Raw genomic sequence first — 19,700 nt, 5'->3', positions numbered from 1 at the left:
TCACTTTTCCAACACGTGTATCGCCAATGGGTGCAGACTAACAAGCTGCAAACACACGTGTTGTCAAAAAAGAACAGGCGCGGGTGGGTGGGACCTGCTGAAACACCGTGCCCCATAAAGTTCAACATGGAGAGATCTTATGAAAAAACTATCGTTGCTACTGGGTGGTGCTTCTGCAGTCGTCGCCCTGCCGGCTTTTGCGGCCGACATCGTGATTGGCGTACCAAACTGGGCCTCGGTCAACGCAACGGCGCATATCCTTGAGGTTGTCATCGAAGAGAATCTGGGCCTGGATGTCGAACTGCAAAACGGCACCAACCCCATCGTGTTCGAGGCGATGGACAGCGGTTCAATGCATGTCCACCCCGAAGTGTGGATGCCGAACCAGCAGAACCTGCATGACACCTATGTCAAGGATAACGGCACCGTCGTGATGAACGAAAACCCGGTTCAGGCCGAACAGGGCATGTGTATCCCGACCTACATCGCGGAACAGCACGGCATCACATCGATTGATGACCTGAGCGATCCGGACAAGATGGCCATTTTCGACACAGACGGTAACGGCACGCCTGAGGTATGGATCGGCGCGCCCGGATGGGCCTCGACCGTGGTCGAGAAGATACGCGCGAAATCATATGGTTATGATCAGATCTTCGACCTGACCGAATACGAAGAGACCATCGCCTACGCCAATCTGGCCAACGCGACCAAGGCAGGCGATCCGTGGATCGGATTCTGCTATAGCCCGCACTACATCTTCGTGACGCAGGACCTGACTGTGCTGGAAGAACCCGCCCATGATCCGGCGACCTGGACGATTGTCCAGCCGACCGATGATCCGGACTGGCTGGCCAAGTCCGAAGCATCAACAGCCTGGAACGGTGCGACCTTGCACCTGCACTATGCGAAAGAACTGGAAGAGGCCTATCCCGAAGTGGCCGCATTGTTCCGCAACTATCAGATGCAGGGCGACGACCTGAGCGCGATGGGCAAGGCGCTGGCCGTGGATAATATTGAAGCATCGGATTTCGCTCAGCAATGGGTGGCCGACAACGAAGACACGGTAATTGGCTGGTTGACCAACTAAGCCGATGAAACCCGGGCCGTTGCGACAGATCGCGACGGCCCTTTTCCTATCTGCCTGGCGAAACCGCGCCTTATTGGGGGGCAAATGGACGAATCTGTCGTTAAACTTGAACATGTCTGGAAAATCTTCGGTAACCGCGCGCCCGAAGCAATGGAAGCCGTCCTGAAAGAGGGTCTGACCAAAGCGCAGGTGCTGGAGCGTTTTGGCTGTGTGGTCGGCGTACAGGACGCCAGTTTCGAGGTCTCGCGCGGCGAGATTTTCTGCATCATGGGGCTGTCGGGATCGGGCAAATCCACTCTGGTCCGGCACGTGAACCGCCTGATCGAACCAACGGCGGGCAAGATCGAGATACTGGGCAAGGATGTTTCAGCCATTTCCGAGACAGAACTGCGCCGCATTCGCGCGCAACAGATCGGAATGGTGTTTCAGCATATGGCGCTGATGCCGCATCGCTCTGTCCGCGATAACGTGGCCTATCCGTTGGAAATTCGCAAGGTGTCGAAATCCAAACGCTGGGCGGTGTCAGATCACGCGTTGGGCCTTGTGGACCTGACCGGCTACGAAGACCGTCTGCCCAAAGAGCTGTCCGGCGGGATGCAGCAGCGTGTGGGCATTGCGCGGGCGCTGGCTTCGGACCCTGAGATTTTGTTGATGGATGAACCGTTCTCGGCGCTGGATCCGCTGATCCGCCTGCAATTGCAGGATCAGTTCAAGGCGCTTGTGGCGCAGCTGAAGAAAACGACCTTGTTCATCACCCATGATCTGGATGAGGCCATTCGCATCGGCCACCGCATCGCCATCATGAAGGACGGCGTGATCGTTCAGATCGGCACGCCCGAAGATATCGTCATGAACCCCGCGGACGACTATGTGCGCGAGTTCGTACAGGGCATCTCGAAACTGAAGCTGGTCAAGGCGCATTCGATCATGGAGCCGGTCGCCAGCTATTCCGGTCCGCTGGATGGCGCGCCGCGCGCGGATGAAGGGGCCGATCTGGATCAGTTGATCGATCTGGCTGTGAACACGGAAATGCCGGTGGTTATCACCGACGCGGGCGCGGATGTAGGCGTCGTGACCAAGCCGCGCTTGCTGCGCGGAATTCAGGGGGGCAAAAATGACTGATGCAGCCATGGAAATGAAGGTCACCGCCGCCTCGGATATCGAAGTCGACCGCGAGACTCTGGATCGCTCGATCCACGAATTCGCTGGGCCAAACGGCGACTATTACGTCAACGCGTTTCACAAGATCCACGACGCGACCAGTGCGATCCCGAACACGTTCAACCTGTGGGCCGCCGTGCTGGGGCCGTTCTGGTCGGCGTCGCGCGCCATCTGGGGCATGTTCTGGACCTTCCTGATCCTTGAAATCATCGCCTGGGTCCAGATCGGGCGCGGAGCCTGGGGCAATCCGGGTGCGGAATTTGCCGACCGGGCAGCGCGTCAGCAGGAACGCGCGGACGAGTTGCTGGGTCGGGCTTCCGAGGCGACCGAGCAGGCAGATATCGACCGCTTCACCAAACTGGCCGAGAATATCCAGAAAGCGGCGGACACAAGCCTCGAACGCGCGCTGGCCGCGCAATCCGAGGCGACGGGCATCCTGATCACCGGGCTCTTGATGCTGCTGGTTTTCAAGGTGGTTCAGGGCTTCTACGCCGACCGCGTGTACGAAAAGCAGTATTCGAACTGGCGGATCAATCCAGACAAGACGGAAAGCGGGCGGTCCACGCGGAATATCGTTATGGGCGCGATCCTGATCGCTGCCATCGGGCCTCTGATCGTCTACAAGTTCACCGTGAACGCATCGCTGCCCTTGTTGGACGCCTTCCCGGAACAGGAGGTCTCGGCTGTCTTTTTGGGCGAGGATGGTGGGACGCTGTTCTCAGCGCTTGCCAGTTGGATGGAGGCGCAGATTGATGCCGCCGCGGCTGCCGGGGGTGATGTCTTTGACGGGATCGTGGCGGGTGTCCGATCCGTTCTGGATGCGCTGACCATTGCCCTGATCGGGTCGCCCTGGCCGGTGGTCATGCTCGTCATTTGCGTCACCGCATGGCGGGCGGCTGGCCCTCGGGTCGCGATCTTCACGGCGGCGTCCTTGGCGTATATCGCGCTGTTGGGATACTGGGACGTGGCGATGGAGACGGTTGCGCTGGTGGGCGCAGCGGTGATCTTGTGCGTGGTGTTCGGCATTCCGCTGGGCATCTGGTTCGGTAAATCTCAGCGCGCCTACCGTGCGGCGGAACCGGTGCTAGACCTGATGCAGACCCTCCCCGCGTTCGTCTACCTGATCCCGATCATCGCCTTCTTTGGCACCGGTAACCCACCGGGCATTCTGGCCACGATCATCTTTGGCATGCCCCCCGTGATCCGCCTGACGGCGCTGGGGATGCGCGGGGTGCCTGACAGCATCAAAGAGGCTGCGGTCGCCTTTGGTGCCTCGAAATGGCAATTGCTGAAGGATGTGGAGATTCCGCTGGCCTTGCCCTCGATCATGACCGGGGTAAACCAGACCATCCTGATGTGCCTGTCGATGGTGGTGATCATCTCACTGATCGGCGGCGGGGGCCTGGGCAAGGAAATCCTTGAAGCGCTGCAATACGCGGCCAAGGGGCCGGGCCTGCTGGGCGGCTTTGCCATCCTGTTCTGCGCCATGGTCATCGACCGCATCGTGCAGGGTGCCTTCCGGCGAGAAGACGAGAAAATCTGAATGCAAACGCCCTCGGTTCCCGCCGGGGGCGTTTTTCTTTTAGGGAGAGTGGAATGGTAGATCGCTACGAACAATCCATGATGGATAATCTGTACTGGTGGGGTGTGCCGACGCTGTTTCGCTGCCCCAACACAGGCCCCGAGGGGCAGGACATCGCCTTGGTCGGCGTCCCGCATTCCACGGGTAACGGCACGACCGAGCGGGACCAGCATCTGGGGCCGCGCGCTTTGCGCCACGTCTCGGCCGTGCAGCGCAGGGTTCATTCCCTGTTTCAGATCGACCCGTGGACCAGTGCGAAAATCGCGGATGTGGGCGACGTGCCCTTTCCCCGCGCCAATGACAACGAAGCCTGTATCGAGCAGATCACCAAGTTCTACAAAGACATTGACGCCGCCGGTGCGCGCCCGGTTTCCATTGGCGGCGATCACTCGATCACCGGTGGTATTGTTCAGGCGCTGGGCTGTGGCAAGCTGGCGGGGGGCGAGCCCGTAAGTTTCCTGCATCTCGACGCCCACACGGATGTGTTTACCAAGGTGGATCACTTTCTGGGTGCCAAGAAATCGGCGGCGCATTGGGGGGCGTATCTGGCCGATCAGGGGCAGGTTGATCCAAGCCGGTCCATGCAGATCGGTCTGCGGGGGCATCCGCGCAGTCTGGACTGGCTCCAGCCATCTTATGACTACGGCTATAACATCGTCACAATGCGCGAGTTTCGGCAGCGCGGTCTTGCCGACGTGGTGGCGCAATCGCGCGAAGTGCTGGGCGACCGTCCTGTCTATATCACCTTCGATCTGGATTGCCTTGACCCGACTGTTGCGCCCGCAGTGTCCAATCTGGAGCCCGGCGAGAAGGGTTTCGATATTGATGAGGCTGTGGGCCTTCTTCACGCGGCGCGGGGGCTGAACATCATCGGAGGCGACGTGGTCTGCATGATGCCTACGAAAGACAGCCCGAACAACATCACCGCGCTGACGGCGGCGGCGGTGATGTTCGAGATGATCTCGATGATTGCCGAAAACGTCAGCTAGCGCCGCGCGTCGACGGCCTGCGCCAGCACACAGAGCAGTTCGAACATCAGTGAAATACCAAGCCATGCCGTGCCCCCGCTTGGATCGAACGGGGGGGCGACCTCGACCAGATCGGCGCCGACAAGGTTCACGCCGGACATCTGGCGAATGACCTGCTGCGCCTGAAAGCTGTTGGGTCCGCCGATTTCAGGCGTACCTGTGCCGGGGGCATAAGTCGGATCGACAAAGTCTATGTCATAGGTGCAATAGGTCGGGGCTGTGCCGACAATCTGTCGGACCTCGGCCATGACATCGTCGATGCCGCGGTCGAACAGTTCCTCGATGCGGATGATGCGAGTGCCTTGCGCCTCGCCCCACTCGATATCCTCGGTATTGTAGGCGGTGCCGCGAATGCCGACCTGCACAAAGCGTTTGGGATCGACCAGACCCTCTTCGACGGCGCGGCGGAACGGGGTGCCGTGAGTGAATTTGTGGCCGCCGAAATAGGTGTCGAACAAGTCGGTATGGCTGTCGAATTGGATCAGACCCAGCGGACCGGATTCTGCCAAAGCGCGCAGGACGGGTAGGGTGGTCAGGTGATCCCCGCCAGCGGTAAGCGGCGTAATGCCATCCGACACAAGACGACTGTAGAAGCTGGTCACGCGATCCAGAGTATCGTCAATATCGACCGGGTTGGGCGCAACATCGCCCAGATCGGCGCAGTTCACCAAGGAAAATGGGCTGACGCCGGTCACCGGGTTCATGGCGCGGATCATGGTGGAATAGTCGCGCAATTGCCGGGGACCATGCCGCGCGCCGGGTCGGTTTGTGGTGCCACCGTCCCATGGGATGCCGACGAGTGCCAGATCGACGTCTTTGTATCGCTCATGCTCGGGTGTCAGGTTCGGCAGGCGCATGAAGGTTGGAACACCCGCAAAGCGGGCAAGGCCCATCGCCGATACCGGTTGAAAAAATGCGTCTGCCATGGTGCCCCCTGATCCGTGTCGGTGTGACCCTAACCGGCTGGCGGTGTGTCGCCAATCCATAGTTTGCGGTCAGTAGAGAATACGAAACCGCTTGCGAATCTCTGCATCCTGCTCGGGCGTCAGATAGGTGGGGTGATGTGTTTGCAAGGTCTCGATGGCTTGTTCGCGGGCGTTGGTCCAGGCGTCCTTTGCACCGTCCTCTTGCCACGTGCGCGGCTCGGTTCGATCTGCAAGGGCAGGGTAGAAATAGTCCCGCTCCATCGCTTCATAGGTGTGAGAGCTGCCGAGAAAGTGACCATCACCCAGAACCGACTGGCAGATCGCCTCGAAGCCCAGATTTTCCTCGGTCACTTCGATCCCCCTTAGCGCGCGATATGTGTGAGAGTGCATTTCGTTGTCCAGCACAAAGGCTTCAAAACTCGCACCCAATAGCGACGCGGTCATGCCCGAGCTTTCATAGATCAGGTTGCCGCCCGCCAAAGCCGCCGCCAGCGAGGTCATGCCCTTCTCAACCCCATATTGCGCGTCAATGGCCTTGGCGTCCGTCATCGAGGCCGCAACGCCCGAGGGCAGGCCCAGCCAGTTGATGATCTGGGCCGAGGCCGCGTTCAGGATGGCGGTCTCGCCACTGCCGCCCGCAAATGCCCCGGTCCGCAGATCCACGATGAAGGGCCAGTTGGAAAACACCATGGGAAAGCCGGGCTGGATCGTATTGACCATCACCAGACTGGCCAGTGTCTCGGCCAGCGATTGCGCCAGAAACCCGGCCAGCGTCGCAGGAGCCGTCGCCCCGGCCTGCGCGGCGGTGATGCAGGACATCGGGATGTTGTGCCGGATGCATTCATAAACCACGTCCACCGCATCTTCACCGTATCGCAGCGGAGAGATCACGGGGCTGATATGCGCCTTCAGGAACGGCCGTTCGGAAAATGCGCCGGGGCCACCTGCGGCAATGTCCAAAAGCGAGACAATAGGTGCGACATGCTCGGCCAGAGTGAACGATGTCGCGACGGGTTTCGTGGTGTTTTTGACCAGCGCGTAAGCGGTGTTCACGTCCAGATCCAAAACATCGGGTACATCTGTCGCGACGCAGCAACGGGTGAACCAACTTACATTGGCCAGCGTGTCCTGCAGCCGGGTGAAATCATGCAAATCTGCAAGGGTTGAAGGGCGATAAACACCGCTTTCAAGGTCCAGCGTCTGAACCGCTGCCCCCCCGGTTCCGAAAAACACCCGATCGCCACCGACTTGGATCGAGCGGGCCTCGTCCCGCCCATGCAGGGTGAAAGTTTTTGCCGCCGTGTTGATTGCACGTTCGACCATCGCGCGCGGGAACAAAACGCGGTCATGTTCAGCCTCCAACGCGCCTGCTGCCAGCAGGTCCTTGCGCAAACGATCCGGGACTTCGCCCATGCCAAGCGTTTCCAGCAGACGAAGCGCGGTGTCGAAGATCCGGGAAATCTCACCCTCGGTCAGCGGCTTGTAGAAACCACCAACCTGACCGGGCGCGCAGGGATCAACCTCGGGCTTGGCCGCGCGTTGGGCATGACGGGCCTTGCGACCGCTTCTTCTGTTTCCGTCCGATGCCATGCGCGGGGCGCTCCTCCGTCGTGTCTGGTCCCACCGTAAAACTCACATATCGCGGCCCGCAAAACCAGAAATCAGCCTTTCGAAATCTAAAACCACAGTTTCGATTTTTTCAAAGCAACAAAAGGCGCGTTGCTGAGAAGTCCTGTTTGTCCCCACCATCTGACCGACGCAGGAAGGAGCGCGCGATGAAGTCACGCACAAAGGTCGTTGTGATCGGAGGGGGGATCGCCGGGTGTTCCACCCTGTACCATCTGACGCAAGAGGGGTGGAGTGATGTGGTTCTGGTTGAACGGAACGAACTGACATCGGGCACCACATGGCACTCGGCCGCGCAAGTGACGAATTTCGGCATGAACCAGACGATGGTCGGGCTGAAATCCCACTCGATCCGGCTGTATAAAGAGCTGGCAGAAGACCCCGATTACCCGATCAACTACCACCACGGTGATGGCGGCATTCGGCTGGCCAATACCGAGGCGCAGATGCAGGGCTATCGCCATTTTGCCTCGATGGCGCGGGGGATGGATGTGCAGTTTGAGGTGATCGATGCCGAGGAATGCGCCCGCAGGCACCCTTTGATTTCCACGGATAACCTGATCGGCGGGCTATGGGACCCTTTGGATGGTGATATTGACCCGGCGCAACTGTGTCAGGCTTTGGCGCGACGCGCCCGGAAAGCAGGGGCCGAGGTTTATCGCAACACGCCCGTGATCGGATTGATCCAGCACAGCGACGACACCTGGACCGTTAAGACAGAACATGGTGATATCGACTGCGATATCGTCGTGAATGCCTGTGGCTATCGTGTGAACGAGGTTGGCGCGATGATAGGGGTGCATCATCCGGTTTCCTCGATGGAGCATCAGTATTTCCTGACCGAAGAGATCGCGGCCATTCGCGATGCCGGGCACCGAATGCCGCTGCTCAGATGTCCGATCAGCGACTATTATTGCCGTCAGGAAAAGAACGGATTGCTGGTGGGGTTTTACGAACAGGATTGCAAAACCTGGGGCATGGACGGGATCGACCCCAATTTCGTCAATGCTCTGTGCCCAAATGATCTGGACCGGGTGACGGACGTTCTGGAAGGGGCCTTTGCGCGGATGCCCGCCTTGATGGAGGTCGGTATTCATACGGTCGTCAATGGCCCGATCACCTACACCATAGACGGCGCGCCCTTAGTCGGGCCGATACCCGGCAAGCGCAACGCGTTCTGCATCATCGGGCTACGCGCCGGGTTGGGCGAGGGTGGTGGGCACGGTTGGCTGCTGGCCCAGCAGATCGTGCATGGTGAGGCGTGTTATGACACATGGTGCCTCGATCCGCGCCGGTTTACCGGGCACGCGAATGTCGAACTCACGGCGCTGAAGGCGATTGAGGACTATCAAAACGAATTCAGGTTTCATTTTCCGCATGAACACCGTCCTGCCGGTCGTCCAGCTAAGACCACGCCTCTGACCCCGGTTCTGGCTGCGGCTGGTGCCGAATTCACGGTGGTGAATGGGTGGGAACGTGTCGATTACATAAAACCCAGTTCTGAGTTTGAGCCGACGCTTGGCTTCGATTTTGACGAAACGTTCGACGTTGTCGCCGCAGAAGTGCAGAACATCCAGACAAATGTCGGACTGGCCGAGGTAAACGGGTTCAACCGGATCGAGATCACCGGCGCGGATCGCCATGCCTTTCTGGATCGCATGTTCTGCGGCACGGTGACGAAACGCGAGGGGCGGGTCGGGCTGGGTTATCTGCTGAACCATCACGGAATGATCAAAGGCGAAGCGACGGTTGCGAACCTGCCCGCCAGCGATCGCGGCCCTGCGCGGGTCTGGTACGGCTCGGCGGCGGCTAGCGAGTTTCATGATATGGACTGGCTGATCCGACATCTGCGCACGGACGAGGATGTGCATCTGAAAAGCCTGACCAATGACCAGACGATCCTTGTGCTGGCGGGCCCGAACGCGCGCGCGGTTCTGTCTGCCTGCGCGCGGGGCGATTGGTCGGCGGACGCCTTCCCCTGGCTTAGCGTGCGAGAGTGTTTCGTGGGCATCGCACCCGCGATGGTGATGAATATCAGTTTCTCGGGTGAACTGGCCTATGAGATTCACGTGCCCAACGCTTCGCTTTATGCCGCATACCTTGCCTTGCAACAGGCAGGTGCCGCGTTTGACATGCGCCTGTTCGGGGCGCGCGCGGTTGACTCGATGCGGATGGAGAAGGGATTTCTGCACTGGAAAGCCGACCTGATCACCGAATTTGATCCCTATGAGACGGGATTGGCCCGTTTTGTGAAACCGCACAAGGGTGAATTCATCGGGCGGGAGGCATTGGCCCAGCGACACGCCAAGGGGCCGTCGCGATGCCTTGTGCCCCTCGCGGTCAACGCCACCCACGCCCCGGCGCATGGAGGCGCGTCGGTAATGCAAGGGGACCGTGTGGTCGGGACGGTGACGTCGGGCGATTGGGGGCATCGGACGGGATTGAACCTGGCCTATGCCTTCGTCGATGCGCCCTTGGCCAGCGTCGATACCACGTTTGACATCGACATGTGCGGAACGCGGGCCGAGGCAAAGATCATCGCCCCGTCCCCCTATGATCCACAGTTCGAGCGGATGCGCAGCTAGGCGAAAACGGCCCGGTTTTTGGCCAACCGTGCTGCATTCGGTGGCCGAACTCCGAATTGAACATTGCCGATCCGACGATTCTCTGTTTCGATTTTACCGAAAGAAAGGGGCGGGAGGAGGCGCGCCTATGTCGAAATCGCTGAGCCTGCGCTGGCTGGAGGTGTTCCAGCTGATTGCCAAATCCGGGTCCATCCAACAGACGGCTTCGGAAACCGGGTTATCGATCAGCACTGTCTCGAACCATTTGCGTAGTCTGGAAACCGCGTTGGGGATTGATCTGGTCGACCACACCCGACGCCCCATGAGCCTGACCCCCGCCGGAGAGGTGTTCGCTCGATACGTACGCGAAGGTCTGACCGTGTTGAAACGGGGAGAGGCGGAAATCCGATCCGGCAACTGGCTGCATGCCACATCCCTGCGGTTGGCGCTGATCGACGATTTCGACAATCAGGTCGCGCCCGAGCTGTTTCGCTATCTCGCCCAAACCCTGCCGCGATGCAATTTCCGCCATTTCACCCGCCCCAGCCACGAAATCATCGCGAAACTGCAGGAACATAAGCTGGATGCAGGCGTCGCGACCCGGCCACCGGGCAAGACCGATGGGCTGGTCGAATACCCGCTGCTGCGGGATCCGTTCATTGTCATTCTGCCTAAATCCTTCGGTGGGTCGATTGAGGATGTGCTGAAACCCGACTCGGACCTGCCTTTCCTGCGCTATTCCCGCGATTATACCATCGGGAAACAGATCGAGATTCAGTTGACGCGCAGCAAGTACAACCTGCCCAACCGGTTTGAGCTGGAATGCAATCAATCCATCGTCGGGCTTGTGGCCGAAGGTAGCGGGTGGGCGGTGACCACGGCGGCCAGTTTTCGGCGCGCGCGGCGGTTTCATGACAGCATTAATGCACAGCCCTTCCCGGGCCGGAACTTTGTGCGCACCGTGTCCCTGTTCACCACGGATGTGTATCCAAGATCGACCTCTCTGCTGATCCACCGTGTTCTCGGTAAACTGATCCAAACCAATTATTGCGACCCCATCGGCGCAAAACACCGCTGGATGGAGAACGAGTTCAGAACCTTGCCCAGCGGGGCCGACGGTTAGCGCGGGCGTATCAAGCTAGTTCTTGGTGCAGGGCGTCGCTTCGTGCCACACTGATCGGGTCATCGCACCGGGATCGCGCTTATGTCTGACGCAAAGCTTAAAGGCTGGAACCACATGCCCGAGGTTCCGATACAGGTCTCGCCCTTTTTCACCTGGCCGCTCAGGCCGGTTCGGATGCTGCGCTGGGTCTGGGACTCTTGGCTGCTGATCTCGGAAAAGCTGATTATCCTGCTGATTTCCTGCGCCTGTTACCTGTGGCTCAGCCCATCCTTGGCAGAGACGACGCAGTTGCAGTTCGGTTGGATCGCGCAAATCTACGTTCGCAATCTGGTGCTGATCTTTTGCATCGCCGGGCTGCTGCACCTGTGGTTTTATAGGTATTCGGCCCAAGGCGATCGGCTGAAATACGACCCCCGGCCCCTGATGCTGAAGGGTAAACAGTTCACTCTGGGCGGTCAGGTGCGGGATAATGTGTTCTGGACGCTCGGTTCCGGTGTATTCTTCTGGACCGCTTACGAAGTGCTGATGTTCTGGTCGATGGCAAACGGCTTTGTCCCGTATGTCAGTTGGGCTGCAAACCCGATCTGGTTTGTTGCTATCTTCCTGCTGATCCCACTATGGGAGAGCTTTTTTTTCTACTGGATCCACCGGCTGATCCACATTCCGTTTCTGTATAAACACATCCATTCTGTCCATCACAGGAACGTCAATGTGGGGCCGTGGTCCGGCCTGTCGATGCACCCGGCAGAGCATGCGATTTATCTGGGGTCCGTCCTGATCCATTTCGTCATCGGCGCGCATCCGCTGCATATTATCTTCCACCTGCAATATTACACGCTGACAGCGGTCACGACGCATACCGGGTTTCAGGGGCTGGTGATCAAAGACAAAAACCGGCTGGCGCTGGGCACGTTCCACCATCAAATGCATCACCGGTATTTCGAATGTAACTACGGCTCGCTCGAGATGCCGTGGGACAAATGGTTCGGCTCGTTCCACGATGGCACCGTCGAGGCGAACGAGCGGATGCAGGACAGGCGCAAGTCGATTACGGGGAAGTAGCTTGCGCTGGCCCCAGCGATTGGCGGGTGATTACGGTGGTGTCCAGACGCAGCGAAGTCCCGGCCGAGCGTGTCTCGATCATATCAATAAGCTCGGCGGCGGCCTTGCGGCCCATCTCTCGGTGGGGGACGTGCACGGTTGTCAGCGATGGGGTAATGATTCGCGCAAGCTCGATATCGTCAAACCCTGTAATGGAAACTTCATCCGGGATTGAGATACCCATTTTCTGCGCTTGCCGCACCGCACCAACGGCCAGCACGTCATTGCCGCACAACACGGCGGTCGGGCGCTGGGGCAGGGACATCAGCCGCCCGAAGGCGTCGGCGCCGTTTTCGATTTCATAGGTCGTCTCGACCACCGACAGAGAGGTTTCGGGCAGGCCATTTGCCCGCATCGCATCCCGTATCCCTTCGATTCTGAACCGCGCCCGGTCATTGCCTTTGGTAAGAGCGGATATGGCGGCAAGGCGCGTGTGACCCAGTTTTATCACCTGTTCCGCCAGGGCCTGCATCGCCTGACGGTTGTCAAACCCGACCGACGGGGCGCTTTGGTTCGGGGCAAATGACCAGGCTACGACCACCGGAACTTTCTGCGTTTCCAGATAGTCGAAAATGCGCGGATCGCGGTCATGTCCGATCAGCAACAGCCCGTCCGCGCCGCGCGCGACAAGGGTGCGGATCTGTTCTTCCTCGGCTTCTGGCTGATAGGCGGAACTAGAGACCAGCAGGGTGTAGCCCTGGCTGTGAATTTCCTCCTGAAAGGCCTGTAACCCTCTGGCAAAGATCGCGTTTTCCATGGTTGGGATGATCGCGCCTATTGTGAATGAACGCTTGGCTGCCATGACACGCGCTGCGAAGTTCGGCGTATATCCAAGGTCTGAAACCGCCGTCATCACCCGGGCGCGGGTCGCTTCGACCACACGCTGCGGATTGTTCAGGCATCGCGACACCGTTGCCGTGGACACACCCGCCTTTTTGGCGACGTCATCCAGGGTCGGCGCGGAATGGGGTTTTGGCATCTTCAAACTCAGGTTTCGATTTCTCTTAACTCTACCCCGTTCCGCGGGCAGGGAAAAGCATCAATGTAAGCGCTTGCATTTGTGATGTAAGCGCTTACAAATGGAATTGGACCGATTCTATAGGGAGTCCCGGAAATGTTTCTTGCAGCCTCGATTGTCGTATTCGTCATCTACTTTGCGAATGTTGCGTTGGGTGCTTTCTCGAACGCAGCGTTTCTTGGGGATGTCGGAGAGATGTTGGTCCTGTTCGCGGCGTCGATCCTGTTCGTTGTCGCAATTCTGAAAAAGGAGGCCGACCGGGACACCGAAAACGGCGGCTGAATTTTTTGCTTGGGAGGGCAATTTATGAACAACGACAAGAACGAGCTGGCGTCCGCAGAACGTCGCAATTTTCTGAAACTCAGCGCCAGTGGGGCGTTCACGGCGGCGCTGGTCGCAGGGGCAGGCGGGGTGCTTTGGTCGTCCGAGGCCGCAGCGCAGACCGCCAAGGAAGAAAGCGAGCGGGAAAAGGCAGCCGATCATGTGATGACCATCGCAACGGCCTATGTGCTGGGCGCGTCGCGCAGCTATCCGATCATGCAGCTGGACCTGAAAGAAAACATCCAGAACGCCACCAATGGTAAGGTTTACGTGAAACTGGCGCCGGGTGGTCAGTTGGGTGCAGGTGGCTCGCTTGTGCAGAAGGTGCAGGGCGGAACCATTCAGGCCGCGCAGCACTCGCTGTCGAACTTTGCGCCGTTTGCTTCGACCGTCGACCTGATCAACATGCCGTATCTGTGTGGCTCGAACCAGCGGTTCACCAACCTAGTGCATTCCGACACCTGGAAAAACGAAGTGCATCCCAAGGTCGAGGCCGCGGGCTTCAAGGCGCTGTTCTATGTTGTCATCGATCCGCGCGTGGTTGCGGTCCGTCAGGGCGGCGATGCCGTTCTCACCCCGGGCGATATGAGTGGTATCAAGTTCCGCGTGCCGGGCTCGAAAATGCTGCAACAGTATTACCGCATGGTCGGTGCCAACCCGACGCCGGTGGCATGGGGTGAGACCCCCTCGGCCATCAAGCAGGGCGTAGCGGATGCGCTTGACCCGTCCGTGGGCGCGCTGTTTGTCTTTGGCTTCAAGGACATCCTCAGCCATGTGACCTTTACCCAGGCGGTGCCGGACAGTCAGGTCTATTCCTGTAACCTGGAATGGTTCAACTCGATGCCCGCCGATGTGCAGGAAGGCATCATGTGGGGCTCAGAGATGACGAGCCACCAGAACCTGTCCAAGGTGCCTTCGGCCCGCGCCTATGCCATGGCCGAGTTGAACAAGGCGGGCGTGCAGTTCCACTCGCTCAGCGACGATCAACTGGCCGAATGGCAGGACGCAGGCGGCTATCAGAACGCCGACTGGGATCCGTTCAAGACCGAGCTGGCCGGGTCGATGGACAACTTCGAGAAGCTTGTCGAAGCGGCCGGTACGCAGGGCAAATACTACGTCCACGACGCCTAAAGCGATCTAGGCGGGTGCGCTGCGGCGCGCCCGTTTGCTCCACAATAAGCAGCATATTGAAGCGGTTAGCGTGACTGCCTTCTGAAGTGCTGCCAAGAATTGGGACCGGACATGACTGTACTTCAGAAAATAGACCGGGATGCCGAGCGCTGGCTGCTGCTGGTGTTCTACGTGATGCTGGTCATCACCATGGCAATCGAGGTTCTGCGGCGCGAGATTTTCGCCTATTCCTCGATCTGGGGCGAAGAGATCGTCCGGTATTCCTTTATCTACCTCGCCTGGATCGGGGCCGCGGCCGCGGTCAAAGAACGCGCGCATATCCGCATCGATGTGATCATGCATTACCTGCCGCAGCGGCCCAAGGCACTGCTGTATATCTTCGGTGATCTGGTGATGTTCGTTGTGGCGGTTATCGCGCTCTACTGGTCCTACGAGGCGGTGCATGTCTCGGCCAAATTCGGATCGGTAACGGATGGTTTGCGGGTCTCGAAGGTCTGGTTCCTGATGGCCGTTCCGACCGGTTTTGCGCTGATGATCTGGCGCTTGATGCAATCCCTGATGCGCGATCTGAAATCCCTTCGCGACGGTACCCCCGTCTTCGAAGGCGACAAGCTGTTTGACTGAGGAGACCCGCAATGCTCTGGAATTCCCTCAATCAAACCGTTGAACTTGGCTGGGATTTTTACCTGCCTGTCATTCTGTTCGTTGGCCTGATCGCCATGGCCGTGCCCGTCTGGGCCGCCATTGGCACTGCCGCGATCGTCATGCTGGTCATGTCCGGCGACCTGCCGCTGAGCCTTGTGGGCGAAAGCCTGTTCACCGGCATCGATGCCTTTGCCCTGACCGCCGTGCCGCTGTTCATCCTGACCGGAGACGTGCTGGTTCGCACCGGTCTGTCGCGAAAATTCCTGGACGTGGCCGAAGCACTAACTTGCTTCGCAAAGGGCGGTTTCGGATCAGCCACCGTTCTGGTCTGCGGCATGTTCGCGGCGATTTCAGGCTCGGACGCGGCGGGGGCCGCCGCCGTAGGCCGGATGACCATCAACCGTCTGGTCGAAAGCGGCTACCCGCGCCCTTACGCCTGCGCGCTGGTGGCAGCAGGGGCCTGTACCGGCATCCTGATCCCACCATCGATTGCCTATATCATCATTGGCCTAGTGCTGGGGATTTCGGCCTCGACGCTGTTCCTTGCGGCACTGATCCCTGGCTTGGCCATTCTGGTCTCCATCCTGATCACCAACATCATCATGAACCGCCTGTATGCCTACGAAGGCGGCGGCATGATGACGATGGGTGAGTGGCTGGCCAATCTGGGCAAGGCCCTGAAATCCGGCTGGTATGCTTTCATCGTGCCGGGCATCATCTTCTACGGAATCTTCTCGGGCCGTTTGACGCCGACCGAGGCAGGGGCGACCGCAGTTGTCGTCACCATTATCATGGGCTTCATCCTACGCACGCTGACGCTGGCTGATTTCCCATCGATGCTGGTCAGCTCAGCCAAGGTGAACGGGGTGATCCTGCCGATCATCGCCTTCTCGGCCCCACTGGCCGAGGCGCTGGCGATCATGGGTGTGCCGCAGGGCTTTGTGACATCCGTGACCAACCTGACCGACGATCCCTACCTGCTGATCCTGCTGATGATCGGCATCCTGATCGCCGCAGGCTGTGTGATGGAGACGACACCGAACATCGTGATCCTTGCGCCGATCCTGAAGCCGCTGGCAGACAATATCGGCATGAACGAGATTCAGTTCTGCATCATGATGATTACTGCGCTTGGCGTGGGTTTCATCACCCCGCCGCTGGGTCTGAACCTGTTCGTCGTTTCGGGCATTACCGGAGAGTCGATCCTGAAAATCGCCGCTCGTGCTGTGCCCTTTGTACTGACCATGCTGATCGTGGTGATCCTGATCGCCTATGTACCAGCCGTTTCAACCACTTTGCTTCCTGCAATCTACCAATAGGATCTGCTGAATATGCCGCGTGACTATTTGAAAAAGGCAACCCTGACGGCGCAATCGCATGCGTCCGAGGTTCACGATACGGTCAAGACCATTCTGTCCGATATCGAGGTGGGTGGCGATGCCAAGGCGCTGGAATACGCCGCGAAGTTCGACAAGTTCGAGGGTAACGTTCTGATGACTCAGGACGAGATCGACGCCGCCATCGCGCTGGTGCCGGAGAAGCTGAAGGCCGATATCCGCTTTGCCCATGACAACGTGCGCCGCTTTGCCGAAACGCAAAAGGCCACTGTGTCGGATGTGCAGACCGAGATCGTGCCGGGCGTTGTCGCGGGGCAAAAAGCCATCCCCGTGGATGCGGCAGGGTGCTATGTGCCCGGCGGGCGCTACAGCCACATCGCCAGCGCGATCATGACGGTGACGACCGCCAAGGTAGCCGGGTGCCGCCACATCACGGCCTGTTCGCCTCCGCGTCCGGGTGAGGGTGTGGCCCCTGCGATTGTCTATGCCGCGCATATCTGCGGGGCCGACAGTATTCTTGCAATGGGCGGTGTGCAGGGCGTGGCCGCGATGACCTATGGTCTGTTCGGCTTGCCACGCGCGAATATCCTTGTGGGGCCGGGCAATCAGTTCGTGGCCGAGGCAAAGCGTATTCTCTATGGCAAGGTCGGCATCGACATGATCGCGGGACCGACGGACAGCCTGATCCTTGCCGATAGCAGCGCAGATGCGCATGTGGTCGCGACCGATTTGGTCAGTCAGGCCGAGCATGGCTATAACTCGCCCGTCTGGCTGGTGACCGATGATCGTGCGTTGGCGCAAAAGGTGATGGAGCTTGTGCCCGCGCTGATCGAAGACCTGCCGGAACTGAACCGCGAAAACGCATCCGCCGCGTGGCGCGACTATGCTGAGGTGATCGTCTGTGCAGATCGCGAGGAAATGGCCGCATGTTCCGACGACTATGCGCCTGAACACCTGACCGTCCAGGCCGAGGATCTGGATTGGTGGCTGAACCGTTTGACCTGCTATGGTTCGCTGTTTCTGGGTGAGGAAACCACCGTGTCCTATGGCGACAAGGCCACCGGCACCAACCACGTTCTGCCCACCTCGGGCGCGGCCAGCTATACCGGGGGCCTCAGCGTCCATAAGTATATGAAGATCGTGACATGGCAGCGGGCAACGCGCGAAGGGTCCAAGCCTATCGCAGTCGCAACTGCGCGCATCTCACGTCTGGAAGGGATGGAAGGCCACGCCCGTGCCGCTGATGTGCGGCTGGCCAAGTATTTCCCGGATGAGCAATTCGACCTGACCGCAGATGGATGACCCACGTTCGCTCTTTGACCTGACAGGGCGCGTGGCCTGCGTCACCGGCGCAAGCTCGGGGCTGGGGCGACGGGTGGCTTTGGTACTGGCGCAGGCCGGGGCCAAGGTGGTCGGCGTCGCGCGGCGGGCCGATGCGTTGTCTCAACTATGCGATGAGATCGGGGCAAATGCTGCCGCAGTAACTGGCGATGTTGCGGATCGAGGGAATATGGGGGCTTTGGTCGCCGAAATCTCTTCCCCCTTCGGCCCGCCTGACATCATCGTCCACGCCGCCGGGGTGAACACGCGCGAGGCGGCGGATGATGTGACGGGGCAGGGATGGGATGCGACTCTGGCCCTGAACCTGAGCGCACCGTTTTTCCTCAGCCAGGCCATGGTGCCCGCGATGAAGGAAAAAGGCTGGGGCCGGATCGTGAACTTTGCCTCGCTGCAAACAACACGGGCCTTTCCGGGTGGCATCGCCTATGGCGCGACCAAGGCCGGGATCGGGCAGTTGACCCGCGCCATGGCCGAGGCATGGTCGCCGCACGGCATCACCGCCAACGCCATCGGGCCGGGGTTCTTCCCGACCGAACTGACGCAGGCCGTGTTCGACGACCCGGAGCGCGCCGCGCGAAACGCCGCACAGACTTGCATCCAACGCAATGGGCGGATGGAGGATATGGACGGGCCGATCCTGTTTCTGTGCTCGAAGGCCTCGGATTATGTCACCGGGCAAATCCTCATGGTGGACGGGGGGTTCACAGCGAAATGAAAGCGCTTGTCTATGAAGGTGTCGAACAGGTTGTGCATCGTGAGGTGCCGGATGCCGTGCCGGAATTTGGCGAGCATCTGATCCGGGTTGAGGCGGTTGGCATCTGTGGCTCGGACATGCATGCCTATCTGGGGCATGACGCTCGACGCCCCGCGCCGTTGATCCTGGGCCACGAAGCCGCAGGCGTGATTGTCGGCGGTCAGCGCGATGGCGCGCGCGTGACGGTCAACCCTCTGGTCACCTGCGGGGGCTGTCCCGCCTGCAGGTCGGGTCGGGAAAACCTGTGCCCAAACCGCCAGATCATTTCGATGCCCCCGCGCGAAGGGGCTTTTGCGCAATATGTCACCATGCCAGACCGCAATCTGGTCGAGGTGCCCGAGGATGTGCCGCTAGGCAAGGCCGCTTTGGCCGAACCTCTGGCGGTTAGCTGGCATGCGGTTCGGCTGGCCATCGCAGCGCTGCATCCGGCAAGCGAAAAGCGCGCCCTGGTGCTGGGCGGCGGCGCAATTGGGCTGGCCGCTGCGCTGGCGTTAACCGCGATGGGCGTCGAAGAGGTCACTCTGGCCGAACCGAATCCGGGGCGGCGGGACTTTCTGCTGAGGCTTGGCCTGCGCGTTGTCGACGGCGTCATAGGAACCTATCCGATCGTGATCGACGCGGTCGGCTTTGCAGCGACCCGTGCGACCGCCTCGGCCTGCGCCGAACCCGGTGGCGTTATAGCTCATGTCGGTTTGGGTGAGGATACGGGTGGCTTGGACATTCGCCGCATGACCCTGCAAGAGGTCACGTTCATCGGAACCTACACCTACACCGCCGAAGATTTCCGCCAAACGGCGCAGGCCATTTTCGACGGCCGTCTTGGCCAGCTGGACTGGACCGAAGCGCGACCCTTGTCCCAAGGCGCTCAGGCGTTTCGCGATCTGCGCTCTGGCGCGGTTGCCGCGCCAAAGATTATCCTGGACCCGTGGCAATAGACCGGGCTGAAAAGGAG

The 19,700-nt window shown here is 59.8% G+C and carries 17 protein-coding genes; 14 read left to right on the top strand and 3 right to left on the bottom strand.

The window, feature by feature from the left end:
- Positions 1-139 precede the first annotated feature (139 nt).
- From ACR0MO_RS05820 to ACR0MO_RS05805, 4 genes are all read left to right on the top strand, one after another.
- Positions 140-1,090: an ABC transporter substrate-binding protein gene (locus tag ACR0MO_RS05820; RefSeq protein WP_170451667.1), complete on the top strand. Its 951-nt coding sequence runs from the start codon at positions 140-142 to the stop codon at positions 1,088-1,090.
- 84 nt (positions 1,091-1,174) lie between these two features.
- Positions 1,175-2,212 carry a glycine betaine/L-proline ABC transporter ATP-binding protein gene (locus ACR0MO_RS05815; RefSeq protein ID WP_170517636.1) on the top strand — a complete coding sequence of 346 codons (1,038 nt, stop codon included), beginning with the start codon at positions 1,175-1,177 and terminating at the stop codon, positions 2,210-2,212.
- On the top strand, positions 2,205-3,794 hold the full coding sequence (locus tag ACR0MO_RS05810; protein ID WP_170517639.1) for an ABC transporter permease subunit: 1,590 nt from the start codon (positions 2,205-2,207) through the stop codon (positions 3,792-3,794). Before ACR0MO_RS05815 ends, ACR0MO_RS05810 begins: the two co-directional genes overlap by 8 nt.
- Before the next feature lie 53 nt (positions 3,795-3,847).
- The gene (locus ACR0MO_RS05805; protein WP_480890096.1) at positions 3,848-4,822 is read left to right on the top strand and encodes an arginase family protein; all 975 of its coding nucleotides are present in this window, start codon (positions 3,848-3,850) and stop codon (positions 4,820-4,822) included.
- Here ACR0MO_RS05805 and speB read toward each other — a convergent pair.
- Positions 4,819-5,787: an agmatinase gene (speB, locus tag ACR0MO_RS05800; RefSeq protein ID WP_480871702.1), complete on the bottom strand. Its 969-nt coding sequence runs from the start codon at positions 5,785-5,787 to the stop codon at positions 4,819-4,821. The two genes, ACR0MO_RS05805 and speB, sit on opposite strands and share 4 nt — an antisense overlap.
- Before the next feature lie 69 nt (positions 5,788-5,856).
- Positions 5,857-7,377: a trimethylamine methyltransferase family protein gene (locus tag ACR0MO_RS05795; protein ID WP_480890093.1), complete on the bottom strand. Its 1,521-nt coding sequence runs from the start codon at positions 7,375-7,377 to the stop codon at positions 5,857-5,859.
- A 185-nt stretch (positions 7,378-7,562) separates the two neighbouring features.
- On the opposite strand from ACR0MO_RS05795, the gene ACR0MO_RS05790 reads away from it, so the two are divergent.
- The 3 genes from ACR0MO_RS05790 (at position 7,563) to ACR0MO_RS05780 (ending at position 12,162) form a co-directional block, all read left to right on the top strand.
- Positions 7,563-9,998 carry a GcvT family protein gene (locus ACR0MO_RS05790; protein WP_170621553.1) on the top strand — a complete coding sequence of 812 codons (2,436 nt, stop codon included), beginning with the start codon at positions 7,563-7,565 and terminating at the stop codon, positions 9,996-9,998.
- A gap of 127 nt (positions 9,999-10,125) precedes the next feature.
- A complete protein-coding gene (locus ACR0MO_RS05785; RefSeq protein ID WP_170451653.1) occupies positions 10,126-11,100 on the top strand; it encodes a LysR family transcriptional regulator in 975 nt (324 codons plus the stop codon).
- A gap of 81 nt (positions 11,101-11,181) precedes the next feature.
- Positions 11,182-12,162, top strand: coding sequence for a sterol desaturase family protein (locus ACR0MO_RS05780; protein WP_480625823.1), 981 nt, complete (start codon positions 11,182-11,184; stop codon positions 12,160-12,162).
- On the opposite strand, the gene ACR0MO_RS05775 is transcribed toward ACR0MO_RS05780, so the two are convergent.
- A complete protein-coding gene (locus tag ACR0MO_RS05775) occupies positions 12,149-13,180 on the bottom strand; it encodes a LacI family DNA-binding transcriptional regulator (protein ID WP_480625824.1) in 1,032 nt (343 codons plus the stop codon). The two genes, ACR0MO_RS05780 and ACR0MO_RS05775, sit on opposite strands and share 14 nt — an antisense overlap.
- A gap of 135 nt (positions 13,181-13,315) precedes the next feature.
- Between ACR0MO_RS05775 and ACR0MO_RS05770 the strand changes: the two genes are divergently transcribed.
- The 7 genes from ACR0MO_RS05770 (at position 13,316) to ACR0MO_RS05740 (ending at position 19,683) form a co-directional block, all read left to right on the top strand.
- Positions 13,316-13,501, top strand: coding sequence for a hypothetical protein (locus ACR0MO_RS05770; RefSeq protein WP_170451648.1), 186 nt, complete (start codon positions 13,316-13,318; stop codon positions 13,499-13,501).
- A 24-nt stretch (positions 13,502-13,525) separates the two neighbouring features.
- On the top strand, positions 13,526-14,671 hold the full coding sequence (locus ACR0MO_RS05765; protein WP_170451646.1) for a TRAP transporter substrate-binding protein: 1,146 nt from the start codon (positions 13,526-13,528) through the stop codon (positions 14,669-14,671).
- Positions 14,672-14,782: 111 nt separating this feature from the next.
- Complete coding sequence (locus ACR0MO_RS05760) at positions 14,783-15,295, top strand: TRAP transporter small permease (RefSeq protein WP_480882671.1); 513 nt, start codon at positions 14,783-14,785, stop codon at positions 15,293-15,295.
- An 11-nt stretch (positions 15,296-15,306) separates the two neighbouring features.
- Positions 15,307-16,635: a TRAP transporter large permease gene (locus ACR0MO_RS05755; RefSeq protein WP_170451642.1), complete on the top strand. Its 1,329-nt coding sequence runs from the start codon at positions 15,307-15,309 to the stop codon at positions 16,633-16,635.
- A 12-nt stretch (positions 16,636-16,647) separates the two neighbouring features.
- The gene (gene hisD, locus ACR0MO_RS05750; protein WP_480780395.1) at positions 16,648-17,955 is read left to right on the top strand and encodes a histidinol dehydrogenase; all 1,308 of its coding nucleotides are present in this window, start codon (positions 16,648-16,650) and stop codon (positions 17,953-17,955) included.
- Positions 17,948-18,709, top strand: a complete 762-nt coding sequence (locus ACR0MO_RS05745; RefSeq protein WP_480882669.1) for an SDR family NAD(P)-dependent oxidoreductase — start codon at positions 17,948-17,950, stop codon at positions 18,707-18,709. Before hisD ends, ACR0MO_RS05745 begins: the two co-directional genes overlap by 8 nt.
- Positions 18,706-19,683, top strand: a complete 978-nt coding sequence (locus ACR0MO_RS05740) for an alcohol dehydrogenase catalytic domain-containing protein (protein WP_480882668.1) — start codon at positions 18,706-18,708, stop codon at positions 19,681-19,683. Before ACR0MO_RS05745 ends, ACR0MO_RS05740 begins: the two co-directional genes overlap by 4 nt.
- Positions 19,684-19,700: the final 17 nt, after the last annotated feature.

It is taken from the genome of Ruegeria sp. K5 (assembly GCF_056531805.1).
This window is presented reverse-complemented; position numbering and strand designations above follow the sequence as displayed.